The organism is Streptococcus sp. HMSC072D05 (assembly GCF_001815805.1).
Taxonomy (GTDB): domain Bacteria; phylum Bacillota; class Bacilli; order Lactobacillales; family Streptococcaceae; genus Streptococcus.
Genome location: NZ_KV822037.1, coordinates 1 through 23344 on the forward strand (window position 1 = coordinate 1; position 23344 = coordinate 23344).

Consider the following 23344-nt stretch of genomic DNA (forward strand, 5'->3'; position numbering starts at 1 on the left):
CTCCTTCGGGTTCGGGGGTTCGAATCCCTCCCCTTCCATTACTTTAGTTACGGGCATAGTTTAAAGGTAGAACTAAGGTCTCCAAAACCTTCAGTGTGGGTTCAATTCCTACTGCCCGTGTTAATATGATTATGGCGGGTGTGGTGAAGTGGTTAACACACCAGATTGTGGCTCTGGCATGCGTGGGTTCGATCCCCATCACTCGCCTATTTTATATTATTGGGGTATAGCCAAGCGGTAAGGCAAGGGACTTTGACTCCCTCATGCGTTGGTTCGAATCCAGCTACCCCAGTTACTATTTGCCGGCGTGGCGGAATTGGCAGACGCGCTGGACTCAAAATCCAGTGTCCGCAAGGACGTGCCGGTTCGACCCCGGCCGCCGGTATAGTAATAAAGACAAGGTTTTCGGACCTTGTTTTTTGATTTGGTGAAGATTTTGATATTTTTCTTTAAGTACAGATAACTGATGAATCATCTTTTTCTTCTTATTCTAATCATTTTTAATGTATTTTTGGTATAATATTACTTATTCACAATTTATTTTGATTATGAAAGAGTTTGGTGATTAATGTCTCGGTCTGTTGAATTACTAAAGAAACGTTACTTAAAGAATATAAAAGAGAACCCAGATTTATTTATTGGGATTGAGTTAGAATATCCTATTGTAAATTTAGAGGGTGAAGCTACAGATGGTGAAGTTGTTAAGGATCTCTTTCGGTATTTACCATCAGTATTGGGCTTCACTATCGAAAAAGTGGATGATTTTGGGAATCCAATTCAGTTGCTTGATCCAGTCAGCCAAGATACGATCTTGTTTGAGGTTGCTTATACGACGATTGAGTTTGCATTCGGAAAGGCCGAATCTATCCAAGAGGTAGAAGAACGCTTTAACTTCTATATGGCTACGATTCAGAATAAGTTGGGTGAAGCTAACCATGCTATTGTTGGCTGCGGCATTCATCCCAACTGGGATAAAAATGAGAATTGTCCAGTGGCTTATCCCCGCTATCAGATGTTGATGGATTATCTGAATTTGAGTAGAAATGTAACTAAATCAGATTTACATCATTTCCCTGAGTATGGTGCCTTTATCTGTGGAAGTCAGGTTCAACTAGACGTTTCAAGGTCCAACTACCTGCGTGTTATCAATGTTTTTACTCAAATTGAAGCAGCTAAAGCTTATTTGTTTGCCAATTCTAAGTTTTCAGGGGCAGATTGGGATACCAAAATTTCGAGAGATATTTTTTGGGAAGAATCCATGCATGGTATCTATCCAGAGAATGTAGGTGTTAATACTAGACTATTTAAAGATGAGGATGATTTTTTTGACTATCTAAATCATTCTGCGATTTTTACTTCGGAGCGTGATGGGCAGACCTATTATTTTTATCCGATTCAGGCTAGGGACTATTTGGCTACACCTGAAATCCAAGCATTTACCCTTAATGGGGATGAGGTGTTAATTCATCCTCAGGAGGAAGATTTCCAAACTCATCGTAGTTACCAGTACCAAGACTTAACGACTCGAGGAACAGTTGAGTTTCGCAGTGTTTGTACTCAGCCGCTTGATAGGACCTTTGCTTCTGCTGCCTTTCATTTGGGCTTGTTGGTTCATTTAGACAAGCTTGAAGCTTACTTGCGAACTGCTTCATTTTTTACCACAGCTGGTCGTGATTATAAGCTTTTAAGACGACAATTTTCTAAAAAACAACTCACAGATGAAGAAGAAGCTGCGGTTCTCGAGTTTTCTAAAGATTTACTCACTCTAGCTGAGGAAGGTTTGGAGAAAAGAGATAAGCAAGAAATGATTTATTTAGAGCCTTTGAAGAAAGAATTGGGATTATAATTTCTCTTATAAAGGGAGAATTTTCTGAAAAATCATGATATAATGGAATGGACTATAGATAAAGGATAGAGATTATGACATTAGTTTATCAATCAACGCGTGATGCGAATAATAGAGTAACTGCTAGCCAAGCTATTTTGCAAGGTTTGGCGACGGATGGTGGTCTGTTTACACCACTTACTTATCCAAAGGTGGATTTGGACTTTGACACATTAAAAGATGCTTCTTACCAAGAAGTGGCTAAATTAGTTTTATCAGCCTTTTTAGATGACTTTACGGCTGAGGAGTTGGACTACTGTATCAACAATGCCTACGATAGCAAGTTTGATACTCCAGCTATTGCGCCATTGGTGAAACTGGATGGGCAATACAACTTGGAATTGTTCCATGGTTCAACGATTGCCTTTAAGGATATGGCCTTGTCTATCTTGCCATACTTTATGACGACAGCCGCTAAAAAGCATGGTTTAGAGAACAAGATTGTCATTTTGACAGCGACATCTGGTGATACTGGAAAAGCTGCTATGGCAGGGTTTGCCGATGTGCCTGGAACTGAGATTATCGTTTTTTATCCAAAGGATGGTGTCAGCAAGGTACAAGAGTTACAAATGACCACTCAAACTGGAGACAATACCCATGTTGTAGCCATTGATGGAAACTTTGACGATGCGCAAACAAACGTGAAGCACATGTTTAATGATGTGGAACTTCGTGAAAAATTGCTTGCTAATAAGCTACAGTTTTCATCAGCTAACTCTATGAACATTGGTCGTTTGGTACCTCAGGTCGTTTATTATGTCTATGCCTACGCTCAGTTGGTTAAGACTGGTGAGATTGTGGCAGGTGAAAAAGTCAACTTCACAGTACCAACAGGAAACTTTGGAAATATCTTGGCTGCCTTTTATGCTAAACAAATTGGTCTGCCAGTTGGCAAATTGATCTGTGCTTCAAATGATAACAATGTCTTGACAGATTTCTTTAAAACCCGTGTCTATGACAAGAAACGTGAGTTTAAAGTAACAACTAGTCCATCTATGGATATCCTTGTATCTTCAAACTTGGAGCGTTTGATTTTCCATCTTTTGGGGAATGATGCGGTTAAGACAACTGAACTCATGAATGCCTTGAGTACACAAGGACAATATGAATTGACAGACTTTGATACAGCGATCCTGGAACTCTTTGCAGCTGAATATGCGACTGAGAAAGAAACTGCGGCAGAAATCAAGCGTGTTTATCAAACAGATGCCTACATCGAGGATCCACATACGGCGGTTGCCTCAGCTGTTTATAGAAAATACCAAGTGGCTACTGGCGATGCGACTAAGACAGTGATTGCTTCAACAGCTAGTCCATACAAGTTCCCAGTGGTTGCAGTAGAAGCGGTAACTGGGAAGGTTGGCTTGACTGACTTTGAAGCTTTGGCTCAATTACATGACATTTCAGGAGTGGCAGTGCCACCAGCGGTTGATGGCCTTGAAACAGCTCCAGTTCGTCATAAAACAACAGTGGCAGCTGCTGACATGCAAGCAGCGGTTGAGGCTTATCTAGGACTTTAAGACAGAGGGAGTAAACTCGGTTGGGAAACCAACTGAGTTTCTTTTCATCAGGAGGAAGGATTGTTTAAGAAAAATAGAGACATTCTTAATATTGCATTGCCAGCTATGGGTGAAAACTTTTTGCAGATGCTCATGGGAATGGTGGACAGTTACTTGGTCGCTCACTTGGGCTTAATCGCTATTTCGGGTGTTTCAGTTGCTGGCAATATTATCACCATTTACCAGGCGATTTTTATCGCTCTGGGAGCTGCTATTTCCAGCGTTATTTCAAAAAGTTTGGGGCAGAAAGATCAGTCGAAGCTAGCTTATCATGTGACTGAAGCGCTGAAGATTACCTTACTACTAAGTTTGCTTTTAGGGGCCTTATCCATCTTTGCTGGGCAAGAGATGATAGGGCTCTTGGGAACTGAGCAGGATGTGGCCGAGAGTGGTGGACTCTACCTATCTTTGGTAGGCGGATCGATTGTTCTCTTGGGCTTGATGACGAGTCTAGGTGCCTTGATTCGTGCAACGCATAATCCGCGTCTGCCTCTCTATGTTAGTCTTTTATCCAATGCCTTGAATATTATTTTTTCAAGTCTAGCTATTTTTGTCCTTGATATGGGCATAGCGGGTGTTGCTTGGGGGACTATCTTGTCTCGCTTAGTCGGTCTTGTGATTTTGTGGTCACAATTAAAGCTGCCTTTTGAGAAACCGACTTTTGGTTTAGATAAGGAACTATTGACTTTGGCTTTGCCAGCGGCAGGAGAACGTCTCATGATGCGAGCTGGAGATGTCGTCATCATTGCCTTAGTTGTATCTTTTGGAACGGAGGCAGTAGCTGGAAATGCAGTCGGAGAAGTCTTGACCCAGTTTAACTATATGCCTGCCTTTGGCGTCGCTACGGCAACAGTCATGCAGGTAGCTCGAGCAGTTGGAGAGGATAACTGGGAAAGAGTAGATGATTTGAGCAAGCAAACCTTTTGGCTTTCCCTGCTTCTCATGTTGCCCTTAACTCTCAGTATCTATGCCTTGGGGACACCATTGACTCATCTCTATACGACCGATCCTGTAGCGGTTGAAGCGAGCGTTTTGGTGGCACTGTTCTCTCTACTAGGAACCCCCATGGCGACAGGGACAGTTATATATACGGCAGTTTGGCAGGGATTGGGAAATGCTCGCCTCCCCTTTTATGCGACAAGTATTGGGATGTGGTGTATCCGTATAGGGACAGCCTATCTTATGGGTATTGTTCTTGGTTGGGGGTTGCCTGGTATTTGGACAGGGACTCTCTTGGATAATGGTTTCCGTTGGTTATTTCTACATTACCGTTACCAGCGTTATATGAGCTTGAAAGGATAGGAGATGCAAAAAACAGCTTTTATTTGGGATTTAGACGGGACTTTATTGGACTCTTACGAAGCGATTTTGTCAGGGATTGAGGAGACCTTTGCTCAATTTTCTATTCCTTATGATAAGGAAAAAATGAGAGAGTTTATCCTCAAGTTTTCTGTGCAGGATTTGCTGGAGCAGGTGGCTGAAGAGAGAAACCTGGATGCGGAAGTGCTCAACCAGGTGCGTGCTCAGAGCCTGTCTGAGAAAAATGCCCAGGTAGTTTTGATGCCAGGTGCGCGTGAAGTTTTGGCTTGGGCAGACGAAGCAGGGATTCAGCAGTTTGTCTATACTCATAAGGGAGACAATGCGCTTACTATTTTAAGAGACTTGGGGTTGGAATCCTATTTCAAAGAGATTTTAACCAGTCAGAGTGGCTTTGCGCGCAAGCCCAGTCCAGAAGCGGCGACCTATCTGCTAGACAAGTATGAGTTGGATCCTGAGAACACCTACTATATAGGAGACCGGACTTTGGATGTGGAATTTGCTCAGAATAGCGGCCTTCAAAGCATCAATTTTTTAGAGTCGTCTTATGAAGGGAATCACATGATTCAAGAGTTAGCAGATATTCCTCATATTTTTGAGGATTGGGGACGAGAAGATTGTGTCAGTTTTGTGACAGAAACCTAACAAACTATTTCAAGTAATCGAGTTTGTTACAAGGAATAGACAGTTCTGTTAAATAGGCCCGAGAGGGCTTTTTTTCTGCTTTTTTTGTGTTATGATAGACAGGTACTCATTTGAAAGGAATATGAACGAATGAAGAAAAGAATAATTTTAGCCTCAACAGTAGCCTTGTCTCTTGCTCCCGCATTAGGAGCTAAAGCTCAAGAAATCTCTTGGACAGCACGTAGCGTTGAGCAAATCCAAAATGATGTGACGAAAAACGAGAACAAAAACAGCTATACAGTTCAGTATGGTGATACCCTGAGCACGATTGCAGAAGCTTTGGGAGTAGATGTAACGGTTCTTGCTAATTTGAACAAAATTACCAATATGGACTTGATTTTCCCAGATACTGTCCTCACTACAACTGTCAATGAGGCAGAAGAGGTAACGGAAGTTGAAATCCAAGCTCCTCAAGCAGATGCTAGTGAAGAAGTGACGACTGCAACAGCTGATTTGACGACGAATCAAGTAACAGTCGATGAACAAACAGTTCAAGTAGAAGACCTTTCTCAACCAATTGAGGAAGCTCCAACTGCAACAGAGACTGAAAAACCAGCAGAAGCAGCGCCAAGTTCAGAAGTTTCTGAGACAGCGACAGTTGCTGAAGAGACACCATCTACAGAAACACCTGTAGCTGAAGAAACAGCTGAAACGACTTCAGCGGAAGCACCAGTAGCAGAAACAACTCGCCCAGTTGAAGAAGAAGCTCCTCAATCAGCGACTCCAGCTACCGAAGAAACGGCAGCAACGACTTCAGCAGAAGCCCCAGTAGCAGCTGCTCCAGCAACTGAAACGCCTGCTAATACAACAGGAACAAGTGCAACAGAAGAAGCAGCATCAACAGCAACTTCTGACACTGCAACTTCGACTTATCAAGCAGAGCAAAGCCAAACTCCTTCAAGAACATATTCAGCCCCAGCGGCTCCTGACTATGCAGGACTTGCTGTAGCTAAGTCTGAGAATGCTGGTCTTCAACCGCAAACGGCAGCCTTTAAAGAAGAAATCGCCAACTTGTTTGGCATCACATCCTTTAGTGGTTACCGTCCTGGAGACAGTGGCGACCATGGGAAAGGTTTGGCCATCGACTTTATGGTTCCAGTGAGTTCAGCACTTGGTGATCAAATCGCGGAATATGCAGTCAAAAATATGGCTAGCCGTGGTATCAACTATATCATCTGGAAACAACGTTTCTACGCTCCATATGATAGTAAATATGGACCAGCCTATACGTGGAATCCAATGCCAGACCGTGGTAGCGTAACCGAAAACCACTATGACCACGTTCACGTTTCAATGAACTAATCATTAAAATGGAAGTTGGGAACTGATTGAGTTCCCGCTTCTTTTTTGTGTGTCATTTCTTTAGGATAAAAGGGACAAATATGGGTAAGTGAGTAATATTTCAAGAGAGTGTAAGCATATTACTTGATTTGTTTTTTGGATTGCATTATACTTGATAAGTCAATCGTTGATAAATCAACTTTAAAGGAGAAAGATTTATGGTAGCAATCCATGATTTACTGTATCAACTACGATTAGCAGATCAGTCTATGACACAACTATTTGAACGCCAATTGGGAATTAGTCTGACTCGTTATCAAATCTTATGTTTCTTAATCAATCAGTCACCGTGTAATCAAATAGCAGTTCAGGATAGATTGAAGATTGATCAGGCTGCCTTGACACGGCACTTTAAAATTTTGGAAAAGGGAGGTTTGGTTAATCGACGTCGGAATCCTGAAAACCAGAGGGAGGTTTTGGTGGAAGTCACAGACTTTGCGAGAGAACAACTAGTAATCAACTCTCCTCAACAACATATAAACGTAAAAAATCAGATGGAGAGTGTACTTACAAAAGGGGAGCGAGAAGAGTTCAGTCGCTTGTTAGAAAAGTTGATATCTGGCTTAGAAGAGATAAAAATTTAAGGAGAAGAATATGTCTATTTTTACAATTATTTTAGCAACTATCGTTGCTTTGGAGCATTTTTACATTTTTTATTTGGAAAGTGTGGCTACGCAATCAGACACTACTAGTAGAGTGTTTAATGTGGATAAGGAAGAACTGGCTCGTTCTTCAGTGAGTTCATTATTTAAAAATCAAGGAATTTATAATGCTTTGATAGGTGTCTTTCTCTTGTACGGGATTTATTTTTCGCAAAGCTTGGAAATTGTGACCATCTTTGTTTTATTTGTGCTTGGTGCAGCGACCTACGGTTCTCTGACAGCAGACAAGAAGATTATTCTGAAGCAAGGTGGGCCTGCTATTTTGGCTCTGCTGAGTATGTTACTTTTGAAATAAGAAAACCAGCGTCCTGAACGACGCTGGTTTTTGTAGACTCTTATCCATTTCGACGTTTACGGGCTAGTAGGGCTCTGTAAAAGAAGATATGATTGTTTTGGATATAGGGAAGGAGTGAAAAACTAGCAATTCCAAAAGTAATCCAGTTAAGGAAGTACCAAGGGAGTAGTTGTAGATCGAGAACAAAGCGTTGAAATTTGTAACCCTTCATCAAGAAACGGCTGGTTTTCAGGATTTGACGGGGTTTAGCCTGTCCTAAATCCAGAGTGTCGCAGAGGAGGAATTCTACCTGCGAGTAGGCATAATGTTGTGGAACGTAGAGGATGTTCCCTACAATCATCAAGATGAGACTCGCGAAAAAGTAGAGGCCAAAGGTCATAAGGAACTGCTCTGTTTCAAGGGATGAGAGGTCTAATTTTGGAAATTCAGGATGTAGGGCGACAAATCTCCGAGCCAAGAGATTGCTATAAAAGAGAAAATAAACGCCTACTAAGTTTGGAATGCTCCATAAAAAGAGGTAGAAACGTTTGAGGAGCAGAGTTAGGAAGGTTTGCGAGAAGCGCTCTGCAGCAAAGAGGGCCAGGCTTGATTTTACTGAGAGTTCTGTATCAGGATCCTTGAGGAGTCGGAGTGTCGTAAAGGCAGCACCTGCTAGAAAAATCGTGCTCACAAAAGAAACCACTAGCGGGAAGAGATAGGCTTGGAGCACTTGTGCTAGCATGCTGAAAAAGGATTGCTCTAAAACACTTTCTTGGAGACGAGCCAAGGGGTTGAGAAAGCCTGACAAGATGACCAGCATACTAGGTAAGAGATAGACGAGAAAGAGGCGGGGATTTTCAGCCTGAAACTGCCTCGTCTGCAGACGAATGGTTTTTAAATCAATTTTTGGGTATTTCATTCTCTCATTATACCATAGTTCGTGACAGTTCCTAGTTTTTTTGATAAAATCATACAGTATGCCTTTGGGCACAAAGTATGAACTGGGACTGTTTTTCCCAGCTTCGGAGGTAAAAAATGTCAGATTCACCAATCAAATACCGTTTGATTAAGAAAGAGAAACACACGGGAGCTCGTCTGGGAGAAATCATCACCCCGCACGGTACCTTCCCGACACCTATGTTTATGCCAGTTGGGACCCAAGCTACTGTAAAAACCCAGTCACCAGAGGAGTTGAAGGAGATGGGATCAGGGATTATCCTCTCTAATACCTATCATCTCTGGCTTCGCCCTGGAGATGAACTCATCGCACGCGCAGGTGGTCTCCACAAATTTATGAACTGGGACCAACCAATTTTGACAGATAGTGGTGGCTTCCAGGTTTATTCCCTAGCAGATAGCCGAAATATCACCGAAGAAGGAGTAACCTTTAAAAACCATCTCAATGGTTCCAAGATGTTCCTATCACCAGAAAAGGCCATCTCTATTCAGAATAATCTAGGCTCAGACATCATGATGTCCTTTGACGAATGTCCTCAGTTTTACCAACCCTATGATTACGTTAAGAAATCAATCGAACGTACCAGTCGTTGGGCTGAGCGTGGTTTGAAGGCTCATCGTCGTCCGCATGACCAAGGTTTGTTTGGAATTGTACAGGGAGCAGGCTTTGAAGATCTTCGCCGTCAGTCAGCTCATGACCTTGTCAGCATGGATTTCCCTGGCTACTCTATCGGTGGTTTGGCAGTAGGAGAAACCCACGAAGAGATGAATGCAGTCTTGGACTTCACAACCCAACTTCTTCCTGAAAACAAACCTCGCTATTTGATGGGTGTGGGAGCGCCAGATAGCTTGATTGATGGGGTTATTCGTGGTGTGGATATGTTTGACTGCGTCTTGCCAACTCGTATCGCTCGTAATGGGACTTGTATGACCAGCCAAGGTCGTTTGGTTGTCAAAAATGCCCAATTCGCTGAAGACTTTACGCCACTGGATCCTGAGTGTGATTGCTACACATGTAAGAACTACACACGCGCCTACCTTCGTCACTTGCTCAAGGCTGATGAAACCTTCGGTATCCGCTTGACTAGTTACCACAATCTCTACTTCTTGCTCAATCTGATGAAGCAGGTCCGCCAAGCCATCATGGATGACAATCTCTTGGAATTTCGTGAGTATTTTGTAGAAAAATATGGCTACAACAAGTCAGGGCGCAATTTCTAAAGTGTAAAAATAGAATGCCAAAATCATAAGTTTTCTCTTAGGATTTTTCCTATTTTTTTGATAGAATAGGGAGTATAATGGAATGGAAATTAGGTGGTGTTTTGCTTCCTAATTTAATGGAGAATAGACTCGTATGCGTATTAAATGGTTTTCCTTGATTAGGATTACAGGTTTACTTTTGGTGCTTTTGTACCACTTCTTTCAAACGATCTTTCCTGGAGGATTCTTTGGGGTAGATGTCTTTTTCACTTTTTCAGGATTTTTGATCACCTCCCTCCTTTTAGAAGAATTTGGGAAGGCACGCCAGATCGATTTGCTGGCCTTTTTTAAGAGACGGTTTTACCGCATCGTGCCACCTGTGGTGCTGATGGTTTTGGTGACCATGCCTTTTACTTTCTTGGTTCGTCAAGACTACGTTGCTGGAATTGGTGGCCAGGTTGCTGGAGTTCTCGGTTTTATGACCAACTTCTACGAAATGTTAACAGGGGGAAGTTATGAATCCCAGTTCATTCCGCATCTCTTTGTTCACAACTGGAGCCTAGCTGTTGAGGTTCACTACTATATCCTTTGGGGCTTAGCGGTTTGGTTCTTATCGAAACGTTCAAAATCTAGTAGTCAATTGAGAGGGATGGTCTTTCTCCTTTCTGCTGGAGCTTTTATCATTAGCTTTTTCTCCATGTTTATTGGTAGTCTAATGGCTAGTTCCTATTCATCTGTCTACTTTTCAAGTTTAACCCATGTTTATCCCTTCTTTTTAGGAAGCATTTTGGCGACAGTTGTGGGGGTTCGTCAGACGAGCGATTTAGTCAAGCAGTTTGACCGGATGTGGGGCCTTCGTCAAAATCTACTGGTGTTTATTGCGGGGCTTTTGGTGCTAGTGCTCTTGACTTTCTTTGTCAAGTTCACCTACCTGTTTGCGTACTTATTTGGCTTCTTGCTAGCAAGTTTAGCGGCAGTGACCATGATTTTTGCTGCGCGTGTCTTGCATGAGAAAACGCCTGAGATACAAGAACCTCGGATCATTACATTTTTAGCGGATACCAGCTACGCGGTTTATCTCTTCCACTGGCCTTTTTATATTATCTTTTCTCAGTTGATGAGTAATCTGCCTGCTGTTATTCTGACAATCATCTTTTCTTATTTCTTTGCTATCCTATCCTTCTATATTATTGAGCCGTTGATTGCCGGTAAATCCAATCCTTTAATACGGAAGATTAGTCGATTGCCTCATATTAAACCAATTAGTGCTAGTGCTGCTGGCATTCTTACCTTGATTAGCTTGATTATCATAGCTGTGGCTCCTCAAGTTGGAGCTTTTGAGACAGACTTGATGGTCAATGGTTTCAAACAAGCCCAGACCAATATAGGACAAACAAAGACTCTTGCTGAACAAGCTGAACTGAGTCGTCTAGGAATTTCTGAGGGAACAAGCCTAATAGGAGATTCGGTAGCCTTGCGTGCCAATACAGCCTTACAAGAGGCACTTCCTGAAGCGAATATCAATGCCCAGGTTAGTCGAACGACCAAGCAAGCCAATGACATCATGCTCAATAACAGTCAGAACAAGGCGCTGCTAAAAACAGTTGTCATTGCAACGGGAGTCAATAATCCTGAAGGCTATAAGAATGATTTGGACAGCATCGTGAACAATCTACCGAAAGGACACCATCTGATACTGGTGACACCTTATGAGGGAGACAAGAGCAAGGACACTTATGCATCAGTGGAGCAGTATGCGGCTTATGCACGGGAATTAGCTGAAAAGAATCCTTACGTGAGCATCGCTGACTGGAATAAGGTTGCTAAGGAGCACCCTGAAATCTGGGCTGGAACCGACCAAGTCCACTTTGGAAATGATAGCAACATGATTGAAGAAGGTGCTAAACTTTACGCAGAGACGATCGCAGTTGCTGTTAAGGCTGCTCAAGAACTGCCTGTGAAATCAAAATAAAATTAAAGAGTTGGAGAAATCCAGCTCTTTTAAAATATCTCTAGAAAATAGGTCTATACCATTTACAAATGAAAAAGAAAGGTTTATAATGTAATTGACATAATAAATTCTAGAATCAATCTATCAAGGAGGTTATCATTATGCCTAATTATATTAAAGCGGATCAGTTTTTCTACCCACACGGAGTTCGTCGTGGCGGTTACTTGGAACTTGTGGATGGCAAGTTCGGCAAACATGTAGAACAGATTCCTGAAGGAGCTGAGGTGATTGACTATACAGGTTATAGCATTGCCCCTGGGCTTGTGGATACCCATATTCATGGATTTGGTGGTGTGGATGTCATGGACAATAACATCGAAGGAACCCTTCATACCATGAGTGAAGGATTGCTTAGCACGGGTGTTACCAGCTTCTTGCCAACGACCTTGACTTCCTCTTACGAGCAGTTGCTCGCAGTAACTGAAAATATCGGTGCTCGTTACCAGGAAGCAAGTGGAGCGAAAATTCGTGGGATTTATTTTGAAGGGCCATATTTCACAGAGAAATACAAAGGAGCTCAAAACCCTGCCTATATGAAAGACCCTCGTATGGATGAGTTTCGTGCTTGGCAAAAAGCAGCTAATGGCTTGCTCAATAAAATTGCCCTTGCGCCAGAACGCGAAGGTGTAGAAGACTTTGTTCGTACGATTACAGGCGAAGGAGTGACTGTTGCTCTTGGGCACTCCAATGCGACTTTTGATGAAGCTAAAAAAGCAGTCGATGCTGGAGCAAGCGTTTGGGTACATGCCTACAACGGAATGCGTGGGTTGACTCACCGTGAGCTCGGTATGGTGGGAGCCATGTATGAGTTGCCACATACCTATGCAGAGTTGATCTGTGACGGTCACCATGTGGATCCAAAGGCCTGTGATATCTTGCTCAAACAAAAGGGAACTGAAAATATCGCCCTTATCACAGACTGTATGACAGCTGGTGGCTTGGAAGATGGAGATTACATGTTGGGAGAATTCCCGGTAGTAGTTGCCAATGGAACTGCTCGCCTCAAATCTACAGGCAATTTGGCAGGTTCTATCCTCAAACTCAAAGATGGTTTGAAGAATGTGGTCGAATGGGGAATTGCGAATCCGCATGAAGCAGTCATGATGGCCAGCCTCAACCCAGCAAAATCTGTTCACATCGATGATGTCTGTGGTCAAATCCGTGAAGGTTATGACGCTGACTTTATCGTACTAGATAAAGATTTGGAATTGGTAGCAACCTACCTAGATGGTGTGAAACGTTATCAAGCCTAAGAAGATAAAAAATAGGGGTCAATAAAGGACTCCTATTTTTATTATCAGATGAAAATAACAGGCTTCTTAAAGAAGTTTCTAATGGGGGAAACAAGCAAAATCCTTTTCTTGTAATAAAAAATTAGATATAATATACGATACAAAGGAAGTAGTAAGAATGTATCGTGTTATAGAAATGTATGGGGATTTTGAACCGTGGTGGTTCATAGAAGGTTGGGAAGAAGATGTCATCATGAGTCAATCTTTTGACAAGTATTATGATGCTCTAAAATATTATAAATCATGCTGGTTTGAGCTGGAAAAGAAGAATCCTCTTTATAAGAGTCGGAGTGATTTGATGACTATTTTTTGGGATCCTGCCGACCAACGCTGGTGTGATGAGTGTGATGAGTATTTGCAGCAGTATCATTCTTTGGCACTTTTACAGGATGAGCAAGTCATCCCCGATGAAAAGCTACGTCCAGGCTACGAAAAACAAACAGGTCAAGAAAAACACCGTTCTTGCCGTATGAAATGGAGATAAAAAGTAACTTTTTAAGTTGCTTTTTTTATTTTTTTGCGAATAGTTAGATAAGGAGGGCGGTATGGTACAAGAAATTGCACAGAAAATTATTGCTACTGCGAAAGAAAAGAAGGCTCAGGATATCTATTTCATTCCCAAGGAAAAGTCCTACGAGCTTCACATGCGGGTTGGAGACGAGCGGTGTCTCGTTGACTCCTATGAGTTTGATGTTTTAGCTGCTGTGATTAGTCATTTTAAGTTTGTGGCGGGTATGAACGTAGGAGAGAAGAGGCGCAGTCAGCTGGGTTCTTGCGACTATCAGCATGGGGAGAAGAAGTCTTCTCTGCGTTTGTCTACCGTAGGAGATTATCGGGGGCATGAGAGTTTGGTCATTCGTTTGTTGCACGATGAGGAGCAGGATCTGAATTTCTGGTTTCAGGATATGAACGAACTGGGTGAGCAGTACAGGCAACGGGGACTCTATCTATTTGCAGGTCCAGTCGGAAGTGGCAAGACGACCTTGATGCACGAATTGGCCAAGTCTCTGTTTAAAGGGCAACAGGTTATGTCCATTGAAGATCCTGTCGAGATCAAGCAGGAAGACATGCTCCAGTTGCAGTTGAATGAAGCGATTGGCTTGACCTATGAAAATCTGATCAAACTGTCTCTCCGGCATCGTCCGGACCTCTTGATTATTGGTGAAATTCGGGATAGCGAGACAGCGCGTGCAGTGGTCAGAGCCAGTTTGACAGGGGCGACAGTTTTTTCAACCATTCATGCCAAGAGTATCCGAGGTGTTTATGAACGCCTTCTGGAGTTGGGTGTGACGGAGGAGGAATTAGCAGTTGTTCTGCAAGGAGTCTGCTACCAGAGATTAATTGGGGGAGGAGGAATCGTTGACTTTGCAAACAAAGACTATCAGGAACACCAGCCAACTAGCTGGAATGAACAGATTGAGCAGCTTCTTAAAGATGGACATATCACAAGTCTTCAGGCTGAAACGGAAAAAATTAGCTACAGCTAAGCAGAAGAAAATCATCACTTTGTTTAACAACCTCTTCTCCAGTGGCTTTCATTTGGTGGAAATTATTTCTTTTTTGGGCAGAAGTGCCTTGCTGGAAAAGGACTATGTGGCCCAGATGCACCAAGGATTGTCTCAGGGGAAATCCTTTTCAGAAATGATGGAAAGTTTGGGCTTTTCAAGTGCCATTGTGACCCAATTATCTCTAGCTGAAGTACATGGAAATCTTCACCTGAGTTTGGGAAAGATAGAAGAATATCTGGATAATTTGGCCAAGGTCAAGAAAAAGTTAATCGAAGTGGCGACTTATCCCCTGATTTTGCTGGGATTTCTCCTGCTAATCATGCTGGGGTTGAGAAACTATCTACTTCCCCAACTGGACAGTAGCAATATTGCCACTCAAATCATCGGCAATCTGCCACAAATATTTCTGGGACTAGTGCTGGTTTGCTCTCTATCTTTACTTTTAGCCCTCACTTTCTACAAAAGAAGTTCCAAGATGCGGGTTTTCTCGATGTTGGCACGGGTTCCCTTTCTAGGAATCTTTGTCCAGACCTATCTGACGGCCTATTACGCGCGTGAATGGGGCAATATGATTTCACAGGGGATGGAGCTGACGCAAATTTTTCAGATCATGCAGGAACAAGGTTCTCAGCTCTTTAAAGAAATCGGTCAAGATTTGGCTCAAGCCCTGCAAAATGGCCGCGAATTTTCTCAAACCATAACGACCTATCCTTTCTTTAAGAAGGAGTTGAGTCTCATCATCGAGTATGGGGAAGTCAAGTCCAAGCTGGGGAGTGAGTTGGAAATCTACGCGGAAAAGACTTGGGAATCCTTTTTTATCCGAGTCAACCGCACCATGAACTTAGTACAGCCACTGGTTTTTATCTTTGTGGCCCTGATTATCGTTTTACTTTATGCGGCAATGCTCATGCCCATGTATCAAAATATGGAGGTAAATTTTTAAAATGAAAAAACTCATGACAAATTTAAAAAAAGCCAAGGTTAAAGCTTTCACTTTGGTAGAAATGTTAGTCGTCTTGCTTATCATCAGCGTACTCCTCTTGCTCTTTGTGCCCAATTTGACCAAGCAAAAGGATGCCGTAGATGATAAAGGAAAAGCTGCTGTTGTCAAGGTTGTGGAAAGCCAGGCAGAACTCTATCGTTTGGACAAAAATGATGACGCCAGCCTCAGCAAATTACAAGCGGACGGCCGTATCACAGCTGAGCAAGCCAAAGCTTATAAAGACTACCATGCAAAACAAAAAACAAGTCAAACTGTTGCAGATTAAGGCCTTTACTATGCTGGAAAGTCTCTTAGTTTTGGGACTTGTGAGTATCCTTGCCCTGGGCTTGTCTGGTTCTGTTCAATCCAGTTTTGCAGCGGTAGAAGAGCAGATTTTCTTTATGGAGTTTGAAGAACTCTACCGAGAAACGCAAAAACGCAGCGTAGCTAGTCAGCAAAAGACAAGTTTAAGCTTAGACGGACGGACCATTAGCAATGGCAGTCAAAACTTGACCGTTCCTAAAGGAATTCAGGCACCCTCAGGACAAAGCATTATATTTGACCGAGCTGGAGGCAATTCGTCCCTGGCTAAGGTTGAATTTCAAACCAGCAAAGGAGCGATTCGCTATCAATTATATCTAGGAAATGGAAAAATTAAACGCATTAAGGAAACAAAAAATTAGGGCAGTAATCTTACTAGAAGCAGTAGTAGCTTTGGCTGTGTTTGCCAGCATTGCGACCCTTCTTTTGGGGCAAATTCAGAAAAATAGACAAGAAGAGGCAGAAATCTTGCAAAAAGAAGAAGTTCTACGAGTAGCCAAGATGGCCTTGCAGACGGGTCAAAATCAAGTGAAGATCAATGGAGTGGAGATTCAGGTCTTTGCTAGTGAAAAAGGATTGGAGGTCTACCATGGTTCAGAGAAATTGCTGGATCTTAAAGAGCAGTAAGGTAAGGGCTTTCACTCTTTTGGAATCTCTGCTAGCCCTTATCGTCATTAGCGGTGGCTTGCTTCTCTTTCAAGCCATGAGTCAGCTCCTTATTTCAGAAGTTCGCTACCAGCAACAAAGCGAGCAAAAGGAATGGCTCCTGTTTGTAGACCAGCTAGAAGCTGAGTTAGAGCGTTCGCAGTTTGAAAAGGTAGAAGGCAATCGCCTCTACATGAAACAGGATGGTAAGGATATCTCTATAGGGAAATCTAAATCGGATGATTTTCGGAAGACCGATAGCAGTGGACGAGGTTACCAGCCAATGGTTTATGGCCTCAAATCAGCTCAAATCACAGAGGAAAATCAACTGATTCACTTTCGTTTCCAATTTCAAAAAGGCTTAGAAAGGGAGTTCATCTATCGTGTGGAAAAAGCAAAAAGTTAAGGCAGGCGTTCTCTTATATGCAGTTACCATGGCAGCTATTTTTAGCCTTTTGTTGCAGTTTTATTTGAACCGGCAAGTCGCCCATCACAAAGACTATACCCTAAACAAAGAGAAGTTGGCAGCTTTTGCCATGGCCAAGCGAAGTAAGGATAAGGCTGAGCAAGAAAGTGGGGAACGAGTCTTCAACTTAGGAAAAGTCAGGTATCACAATACGAAAACAGGTTTTGCAACAAGTGTTCGTATGAATAAGGGAGACTATGAATTTCTCTTTCCTCCGATGGAAACCCAAGAAAAGAAAACAGCTAAAAAGGAAGAGGTAGCGACTGATTCAAGCAATCAAGCAGGGAAGAAAAAATCAGAAGAAAAGCCTGAAAAGAAAGATAATTCCTAGTCAATTCAACTACTTTGTGCTAAACTAAAAACATGAAACACGATTTTAATCACAAAGCAGAAACCTTTGATTCGCCCAAAAATATCTTTCTTGCAAATTTGGTTTGTCAAGCAGTTGAAGCACAGATTGATTTTCTACCAGACAAGGCAATACTGGACTTTGGTGGTGGGACGGGTCTGTTAGCCTTGCCTCTAGCTAAGCAAGCCCAGTCGGTTACCCTTGTAGACATCTCGGAGAAGATGCTGGAGCAAGCCCGTTTGAAAGCAAAGGAACAAGAAATCAGGAATCTTCAACTCTTGGAGCAGGATTTACTGGTGAATCCCTTAGAGCAACAATTTGACCTGATTGTTGTCAGTCGGGTTCTTCATCATATGCCTGATCTAGATGCAACTCTTGCCATGTTTTACCATCACCTTAGGGAGAATGGACAAGTTCTCATCGCTGATTTTGTCAAGACAGATACCAACCACCATGGTTTTGATTTAGCTGAACTGGAAACCAAGCTCGCCCAGTTTGGTTTTTCGAGCATTGGCAGTCAGATTCTCTATAGTGCTGAAGGTCTTTTCCTCGGAAATTACGCAGAACTCTTTTTAACAGTAGCCCAAAAATCACTCGCTGACTAAAGCAGTGATTTTTTCTCTTCAGATGGAAAAAATAGGGGAATTTTGATAAGATAGGAATATGGATTTTGAAAAAATAGAACAAGCTTATACGTATTTACTAGAGAATGTCCAAGTCATCCAAAGTGATTTGGCGACCAACTTTTATGATGCCTTAGTAGAGCAAAATAGTATCTACCTAGATGGCGAGACAGAGCTGGAGCAGGTCAAGGAGAACAATCAAGCCCTTAAGCGCTTAGCGCTTCGCAAGGAAGAGTGGCTCAAGACCTACCAGTTTCTCTTGATGAAGGCAGGACAAACGGAACCTTTACAGGCCAATCACCAGTTTACACCAGATGCCATTGCCCTCCTCTTGGTACTTGTTGTGGAAGAGTTGTTTGAACAAGAGGAAATTAGCATCCTCGAAATAGGTTCTGGTATGGGCATTTTGGGGGCTACTTTCTTGACTTCTCTCTCTAAAAAAGTAGATTACTTGGGAATCGAAGTGGATGACTTGCTGATTGATTTGGCAGCCAGTATGGCAGATGTGATTGGTTTACAGGCTGGTTTTGTTCAAGGCGACGCGGTTCGTCCGCAAATGCTTAAGGAAAGCGACGTGGTCATTAGCGACTTGCCTGTTGGCTATTACCCAGACGATGCCATCGCTTCGCGCTATCAAGTGGCTTCTAGTCAAGAGCATACCTATGCCCATCATTTGCTGATGGAGCAAGGGCTCAAGTACCTTAAGTCAGATGGCTATGCTATTTTTCTAGCTCCGAGTGATTTATTGACCAGTCCTCAAAGTGACTTATTAAAAGGGTGGCTCAAAGACGAAGTGAGTCTGGCTGCCATCATCGCTCTGCCAGAGGATATTTTCTCAACTGCAAGCCAAGCTAAAAGTATTTTTGTCTTACAGAAGAAAAGAGATAAAGAAATAGAACCCTTTGTTTACCCTCTTACTAGCTTGCAAGATCCGTCAGTTTTGTTGACCTTTAAAGAAAATTTTCAAAATTGGAGCAAAGGTACTGAAATATAAAAGAGATTTTGTTATAATAGATGAAAACGCTTAAAAAAGAGGTATCATCTTATGACAAAAACAATTGCAATCAATGCAGGAAGCTCAAGCTTGAAATGGCAACTTTATCAAATGCCTGAGGAAAAAGTTTTGGCTAAAGGCTTGATTGAACGTATTGGATTGAAAGACTCAATTTCAACAGTAAAATTTAACGGTCGTTCGGAGCAACAAATTCTTGATATTGAAGATCACACACAAGCTGTTAAAATTTTATTGGATGATTTGATTCGTTTTGACATCATCAAAGGGTACGATGAGATTACAGGTGTCGGACACCGCGTCGTTGCAGGTGGTGAATATTTCAAGGAATCAACAGTTGTTGAGGGAGATGTGATAGAAAAAGTTGAGGAGTTGGGACTCTTGGCTCCTCTTCACAATCCAGCTAACGCAGCTGGAATCCGCGCATTTAAGGAATTGCTTCCAGATATTACCAGTGTTGTCGTATTTGATACCTCATTCCACACAACCATGCCAGAGAAGGCTTATCGCTATCCTCTACCAACTAAATACTACACGGAAAACAAGGTTCGTAAATACGGTGCTCATGGTACAAGCCACCAGTTTGTCGCAGGAGAAGCAGCGAAACTTTTGGGTCGTCCTCTAGAAGATTTGAAATTGATTACCTGCCATATTGGTAACGGGGCTTCTATCACAGCTGTTAAGGGTGGGAAGTCTGTGGATACTTCTATGGGATTCACACCACTCGGCGGTGTGATGATGGGAACTCGTACAGGGGATATTGACCCTGCTATCATCCCTTATCTCATGCAATATACAGAGGATTTCAATACCCCAGAAGATATTAGTCGCGTTCTCAATCGTGAATCAGGGCTCATGGGAGTTTCTGGTCAGTCAAGCGATATGCGTGATGTGATTGCTGCCATGGAAGCAGGAGACCATGATGCAACTTTGGCTTATGAAATGTATGTCGATCGTATCCAAAAACATATCGGCCAATATCTTGCAGTCCTAAATGGAGCAGATGCGATTATCTTCACAGCAGGGATCGGTGAAAATGCAGCTTTGGTTCGTGAGGATGTCATTTCAGGTATCTCTTGGTTTGGTTGTGATGTGGATCCAGAAAAGAACGTCTTTGGCGTAACGGGAGACATCTCAACTGACGCAGCGAAAATCCGTGTCTTGGTTATTCCAACAGATGAGGAATTGGTGATTGCACGCGATGTTGAGCGCTTGAAAAAATAAGCAAATACACGTAAAATTAGATTGTGAAAAGAAGTTGGGAAAGAGATTTTCCAGCTTTTTTTATGTAGAAAATGTCTAAAACCTTGCTGTTATTGGCTTTTTCAAAAAATATGGTATAATAGTAGTAATTTAATAGATGGAGTTGAGTTTTGAAGAAAAGCTTTCGTGTAAAAAGAGAGAAAGATTTTAAGGCGATTTTCAAGGACGGAACAAGTTTTGCCAATCGAAAATTTGTTGTCTACCAATTGGAAAACCAGCAAAACCATTTTCGAGTAGGACTGTCCGTCAGTAAAAAGCTGGGGAATGCAGTTACCAGAAATCAAATCAAGAGACGAATCCGGCACATTCTACAAAGTGTAAAAGGGAGTTTAGTAGAGCATGTTGATTTTGTCGTGATTGCCCGAAAAGGGGTGGAAACCTTGGAATATGCAGAGATGGAGAAAAACCTACTCCACGTATTAAAGTTATCAAAGATTTACCAGGAAGGAAATGGGAGTGAAAAAGAAACTACAGTTGACTAGTTTGTTGGGCTTGTCCTTGTTTATCATGACAGCCTGTGCAACAAATGGTACAGCTAGCGATATAACAGCAGATTCGACAGACTTTTGGAGCAAATTCGTTTATTTTTTTGCTGAAATTATCCGCTTTTTGTCCTTTGACATTAGTATCGGAGTGGGGATTATCCTCTTCACGATTTTGATCCGGACGATTCTATTACCGGTCTTTCAGACACAGATGATTGCCTCTAGAAAAATGCAAGAGGCTCAACCACGCATCAAGGCTTTGCGAGAGCAATACCCAGGTCGTGATATGGAAAGTAGAACCAAGCTAGACCAGGAGATGCGTAAGGTTTATAAAGAGTTAGGGATCAAACATTCATCCTCTCTCTGGCCGATTTTAATACAAATGCCTGTTCTCTTGGCACTTTTTCAAGCCTTGAGTCGAGTAGACTTTTTGAAAACAGGTCACTTTTTATGGATTAATTTGGGAGGAGTAGATACAAGTTTTGTCCTTCCGATTTTGGCGGCAGTCTTTACCTTCTTGAGTAGCTGGTTATCGAATAAAGCTTTGTCCGAAAAAAGTGGAGCTACGACAGGGATGATGTATGGTATGCCTGTATTGATCTTTGTTTTTGCCATCTCCGCCCCAAGTGGTGTAGCCTTGTACTGGGCCGTATCCAATGCTTACCAAGTTCTGCAAACCTATTTCTTGAACAATCCTTTCAAGATTATTGCCGAAAGAGAAGCAGTGGCGCAAGCAGAAAAAGATTTAGAAGGCAAGAAGAGAAGAGCTTTGAAAAAAGCACAGAAAAAGAAAAAATAAGGAGGAATCTGATAATGGTATTATTTACAGGTTCAACGGTTGAAGAAGCAATCCAAAAAGGATTGAAAGAATTAGACATTCCAAGAATGAAGGCCCACATCAAGGTCGTTTCGAAAGAGAAAAAAGGATTTTTAGGCTTGTTTGGTAAGAAGCCAGCTCAAGTTGATATCGAAGCCATTAGTGAAACGACAGTAATCAAAGCCAACCAGCAGGCCATTAAAGGGGTTCCAAAAGAAGTTAATGAAAAAAATGAACCAGTGAAAACCGTCAGCGAAGCGACAGTTGATTTGGGATATGTGGTTGAAGCCATCAAGAAGATTGAAGAAGAAGGTCAAGGTGTCTCTGAAGAGGTCAAGGCTGAAATCCTGAAAAATGAAAAGCACGCCAGCACGATTTTGGAAGAAACAGGCCATATTTCAATTTTAAATGAATTGGAACCAGAGGATACTACCGAGGAAGTGAAATCTGCTCCAGAAAAAGAAACTGAAACGCAGGAAGCAACAAGTCAATCTTTGGAAGATTTAGGCTTGAAAGTAGAACCAAGTTATGACATCGAACAAGTGGCAACTGAAGTAGCTAGCTACGTTCAAACCATTGTAGATGATATGGATGTTGAAGGGACGATTTCAAGCGACTACAATCGCCGCACCATCAATCTTCAAATTGACACCAATGAACCAGGCCGTATTATCGGTTATCATGGTAAAGTTTTGAAGGCCTTGCAACTATTGGCTCAAAATTATCTTTATAACCGCTATTCAAGAACCTTCTACATCACGATCAATGTCAATGATTATGTTGAACACCGTGCAGAAGTCTTGCAAACCTACGCTCAAAAATTGGCGACTCGCGTTTTAGAGGAAGGGCGTAGTCAACAAACTGATCCAATGTCAAATAGCGAACGCAAGATAATCCATCGCATTATTTCACGCATGGATGGCGTGACGAGTTACTCTGAAGGCGACGAGCCAAATCGCTATGTTGTCGTAGATGCAGAATAAGCAAAGTAAAATCAGGTTCGTCCTGATTTTTTGCTAGGAAAGGAAAGATTCAGATATGCTGAAAGCAGTTAGAGAATACCTATCATTTGCAGGGGTCCAGTACCTTAATCCTGATAAAGCTGGCGATGAAAGAGAAAAGATGTTGACCTTGCGGAAAAAAGGTCAAGAGGCTCGGAAGTCTTTTACAGAACTGGCTAAAACCTTTCAAGCTAGTCATCCAGAATGGCAATTGCAACAGACTAGTCAGTGGATGAACCAAGCGCAACGCTTGCGGCCACATTTCTGGGCCTATCTTCAGAGAGACGGACAAGTGACAGAACCTATGATGGCTCTTCGTTTGTATGGAACACCTGCTGACTTTGGGATTTCTTTGGAAGTCAGTTTCATCGAGCGCAAGAAAGACGAACAGACCTTAGACAAGCAAGCCAAGGTCTTAGAACTTCCAGTGGTAGAAGGAATTTATTATCTAGTCTATTCAAATGGGGAAAGTCATAAGGTGGAGGCTACTGAGGAGAATCGTCGTACTTTACGCGAGAAGGTGAGAAGTCAGGAAGTCCGTAAAGTGTTGGTTAAGTCAGATGTTTCCCTCATTGAAAATCAGTCAGTAGAAGCGATATTGGAGAAGCTAGAAGACGCTTATACGCGCTTGCTTCCGTACTATGAAGTGACGAGGGAATAGAAAACCAAATGTGTTAGATGAACGCAAAT

26 protein-coding genes and 4 tRNA genes are annotated in these 23344 nt (G+C 42.3%); 29 read left to right on the forward strand and 1 reads right to left on the reverse strand.

Annotated features, from left to right (window positions below; all coding sequences use genetic code 11):
* Nucleotides 1–49 precede the first annotated feature (49 nt).
* From HMPREF3057_RS05365 to HMPREF3057_RS05415, 11 genes are all read left to right on the forward strand, one after another.
* A tRNA-Trp gene (locus HMPREF3057_RS05365) sits at nucleotides 50–120 on the forward strand.
* Between the two features lie 14 nt (nucleotides 121–134).
* Nucleotides 135–207 (forward strand) — tRNA-His (locus tag HMPREF3057_RS05370).
* A 13-nt stretch (nucleotides 208–220) separates the two neighbouring features.
* Nucleotides 221–292: transfer RNA gene (locus tag HMPREF3057_RS05375), tRNA-Gln, on the forward strand.
* 9 nt (nucleotides 293–301) lie between these two features.
* Nucleotides 302–385 (forward strand) — tRNA-Leu (locus tag HMPREF3057_RS05380).
* Nucleotides 386–568: 183 nt separating this feature from the next.
* Nucleotides 569–1846 (forward strand): glutamate-cysteine ligase family protein, encoded by a 1278-nt coding sequence (locus HMPREF3057_RS05385; RefSeq protein ID WP_070696761.1) that lies wholly within the window; start codon nucleotides 569–571, stop codon nucleotides 1844–1846.
* A gap of 74 nt (nucleotides 1847–1920) precedes the next feature.
* Nucleotides 1921–3405 carry a threonine synthase gene (thrC, locus tag HMPREF3057_RS05390; RefSeq protein WP_070696764.1) on the forward strand — a complete coding sequence of 495 codons (1485 nt, stop codon included), beginning with the start codon at nucleotides 1921–1923 and terminating at the stop codon, nucleotides 3403–3405.
* Between the two features lie 60 nt (nucleotides 3406–3465).
* A complete protein-coding gene (locus tag HMPREF3057_RS05395) occupies nucleotides 3466–4746 on the forward strand; it encodes an MATE family efflux transporter (protein ID WP_070696766.1) in 1281 nt (426 codons plus the stop codon).
* 3 nt (nucleotides 4747–4749) lie between these two features.
* The gene (locus HMPREF3057_RS05400; protein WP_049520638.1) at nucleotides 4750–5406 is read left to right on the forward strand and encodes an HAD family hydrolase; all 657 of its coding nucleotides are present in this window, start codon (nucleotides 4750–4752) and stop codon (nucleotides 5404–5406) included.
* A gap of 129 nt (nucleotides 5407–5535) precedes the next feature.
* A complete protein-coding gene (locus tag HMPREF3057_RS05405; protein WP_070696768.1) occupies nucleotides 5536–6747 on the forward strand; it encodes a LysM peptidoglycan-binding domain-containing protein in 1212 nt (403 codons plus the stop codon).
* 197 nt (nucleotides 6748–6944) lie between these two features.
* Nucleotides 6945–7370, forward strand: coding sequence for a MarR family winged helix-turn-helix transcriptional regulator (locus HMPREF3057_RS05410; protein WP_070696769.1), 426 nt, complete (start codon nucleotides 6945–6947; stop codon nucleotides 7368–7370).
* 10 nt (nucleotides 7371–7380) lie between these two features.
* On the forward strand, nucleotides 7381–7743 hold the full coding sequence (locus HMPREF3057_RS05415) for a DUF1304 domain-containing protein (RefSeq protein ID WP_070696771.1): 363 nt from the start codon (nucleotides 7381–7383) through the stop codon (nucleotides 7741–7743).
* A 40-nt stretch (nucleotides 7744–7783) separates the two neighbouring features.
* Here HMPREF3057_RS05415 and HMPREF3057_RS05420 read toward each other — a convergent pair whose 3' ends face one another.
* Entirely contained in the window at nucleotides 7784–8641 is an 858-nt protein-coding gene (locus tag HMPREF3057_RS05420; RefSeq protein ID WP_070696773.1) for a DUF975 family protein, read from the reverse strand.
* 116 nt (nucleotides 8642–8757) lie between these two features.
* On the opposite strand from HMPREF3057_RS05420, the gene tgt reads away from it, so the two are divergent.
* The 18 genes from tgt (at nucleotide 8758) to HMPREF3057_RS05510 (ending at nucleotide 23315) form a co-directional block, all read left to right on the forward strand.
* Nucleotides 8758–9900 carry a tRNA guanosine(34) transglycosylase Tgt gene (tgt, locus tag HMPREF3057_RS05425; protein ID WP_001285237.1) on the forward strand — a complete coding sequence of 381 codons (1143 nt, stop codon included), beginning with the start codon at nucleotides 8758–8760 and terminating at the stop codon, nucleotides 9898–9900.
* Between the two features lie 133 nt (nucleotides 9901–10033).
* Nucleotides 10034–11851 carry an acyltransferase family protein gene (locus tag HMPREF3057_RS05430; RefSeq protein ID WP_070696774.1) on the forward strand — a complete coding sequence of 606 codons (1818 nt, stop codon included), beginning with the start codon at nucleotides 10034–10036 and terminating at the stop codon, nucleotides 11849–11851.
* 140 nt (nucleotides 11852–11991) lie between these two features.
* Nucleotides 11992–13143, forward strand: coding sequence for an N-acetylglucosamine-6-phosphate deacetylase (nagA, locus tag HMPREF3057_RS05435; protein WP_001134442.1), 1152 nt, complete (start codon nucleotides 11992–11994; stop codon nucleotides 13141–13143).
* A gap of 157 nt (nucleotides 13144–13300) precedes the next feature.
* Nucleotides 13301–13666 carry a DUF1033 family protein gene (locus tag HMPREF3057_RS05440; RefSeq protein WP_000286399.1) on the forward strand — a complete coding sequence of 122 codons (366 nt, stop codon included), beginning with the start codon at nucleotides 13301–13303 and terminating at the stop codon, nucleotides 13664–13666.
* 61 nt (nucleotides 13667–13727) lie between these two features.
* Nucleotides 13728–14669, forward strand: a complete 942-nt coding sequence (gene comGA, locus HMPREF3057_RS05445) for a competence type IV pilus ATPase ComGA (RefSeq protein WP_000249583.1) — start codon at nucleotides 13728–13730, stop codon at nucleotides 14667–14669.
* Nucleotides 14617–15633: a competence type IV pilus assembly protein ComGB gene (comGB, locus tag HMPREF3057_RS05450; protein ID WP_161800908.1), complete on the forward strand. Its 1017-nt coding sequence runs from the start codon at nucleotides 14617–14619 to the stop codon at nucleotides 15631–15633. The genes comGA and comGB overlap by 53 nt, the downstream gene beginning before the upstream one ends.
* 1 nt (nucleotide 15634) lies before the next feature.
* Nucleotides 15635–15958 (forward strand): competence type IV pilus major pilin ComGC, encoded by a 324-nt coding sequence (gene comGC / locus HMPREF3057_RS05455; RefSeq protein ID WP_000735798.1) that lies wholly within the window; start codon nucleotides 15635–15637, stop codon nucleotides 15956–15958.
* The gene (gene comGD / locus HMPREF3057_RS05460) at nucleotides 15921–16355 is read left to right on the forward strand and encodes a competence type IV pilus minor pilin ComGD (RefSeq protein ID WP_070696776.1); all 435 of its coding nucleotides are present in this window, start codon (nucleotides 15921–15923) and stop codon (nucleotides 16353–16355) included. Before comGC ends, comGD begins: the two co-directional genes overlap by 38 nt.
* Nucleotides 16318–16620: a competence type IV pilus minor pilin ComGE gene (comGE, locus tag HMPREF3057_RS05465; RefSeq protein WP_070696778.1), complete on the forward strand. Its 303-nt coding sequence runs from the start codon at nucleotides 16318–16320 to the stop codon at nucleotides 16618–16620. The genes comGD and comGE overlap by 38 nt, the downstream gene beginning before the upstream one ends.
* Nucleotides 16583–17044 carry a competence type IV pilus minor pilin ComGF gene (gene comGF / locus HMPREF3057_RS05470; protein ID WP_070696779.1) on the forward strand — a complete coding sequence of 154 codons (462 nt, stop codon included), beginning with the start codon at nucleotides 16583–16585 and terminating at the stop codon, nucleotides 17042–17044. Before comGE ends, comGF begins: the two co-directional genes overlap by 38 nt.
* Nucleotides 17022–17435 carry a competence type IV pilus minor pilin ComGG gene (comGG, locus tag HMPREF3057_RS05475; protein ID WP_061588016.1) on the forward strand — a complete coding sequence of 138 codons (414 nt, stop codon included), beginning with the start codon at nucleotides 17022–17024 and terminating at the stop codon, nucleotides 17433–17435. The genes comGF and comGG overlap by 23 nt, the downstream gene beginning before the upstream one ends.
* 32 nt (nucleotides 17436–17467) lie before the next feature.
* Entirely contained in the window at nucleotides 17468–18058 is a 591-nt protein-coding gene (locus HMPREF3057_RS05480) for a class I SAM-dependent methyltransferase (protein WP_070696780.1), read from the forward strand.
* A gap of 58 nt (nucleotides 18059–18116) precedes the next feature.
* The gene (locus HMPREF3057_RS05485) at nucleotides 18117–19070 is read left to right on the forward strand and encodes a class I SAM-dependent methyltransferase (RefSeq protein WP_049519113.1); all 954 of its coding nucleotides are present in this window, start codon (nucleotides 18117–18119) and stop codon (nucleotides 19068–19070) included.
* Between the two features lie 51 nt (nucleotides 19071–19121).
* Complete coding sequence (locus HMPREF3057_RS05490) at nucleotides 19122–20312, forward strand: acetate kinase (protein ID WP_049519112.1); 1191 nt, start codon at nucleotides 19122–19124, stop codon at nucleotides 20310–20312.
* Nucleotides 20313–20461: 149 nt separating this feature from the next.
* Complete coding sequence (gene rnpA, locus HMPREF3057_RS05495; protein ID WP_000748120.1) at nucleotides 20462–20833, forward strand: ribonuclease P protein component; 372 nt, start codon at nucleotides 20462–20464, stop codon at nucleotides 20831–20833.
* Nucleotides 20808–21635 carry a membrane protein insertase YidC gene (locus tag HMPREF3057_RS05500; RefSeq protein ID WP_180364451.1) on the forward strand — a complete coding sequence of 276 codons (828 nt, stop codon included), beginning with the start codon at nucleotides 20808–20810 and terminating at the stop codon, nucleotides 21633–21635. The genes rnpA and HMPREF3057_RS05500 overlap by 26 nt, the downstream gene beginning before the upstream one ends.
* Before the next feature lie 14 nt (nucleotides 21636–21649).
* Nucleotides 21650–22636, forward strand: a complete 987-nt coding sequence (gene jag, locus HMPREF3057_RS05505; protein WP_000242591.1) for an RNA-binding cell elongation regulator Jag/EloR — start codon at nucleotides 21650–21652, stop codon at nucleotides 22634–22636.
* A 55-nt stretch (nucleotides 22637–22691) separates the two neighbouring features.
* Entirely contained in the window at nucleotides 22692–23315 is a 624-nt protein-coding gene (locus tag HMPREF3057_RS05510; RefSeq protein ID WP_070696782.1) for a ribonuclease P, read from the forward strand.
* The last annotated feature ends 29 nt before the right edge of the window (nucleotides 23316–23344 follow it).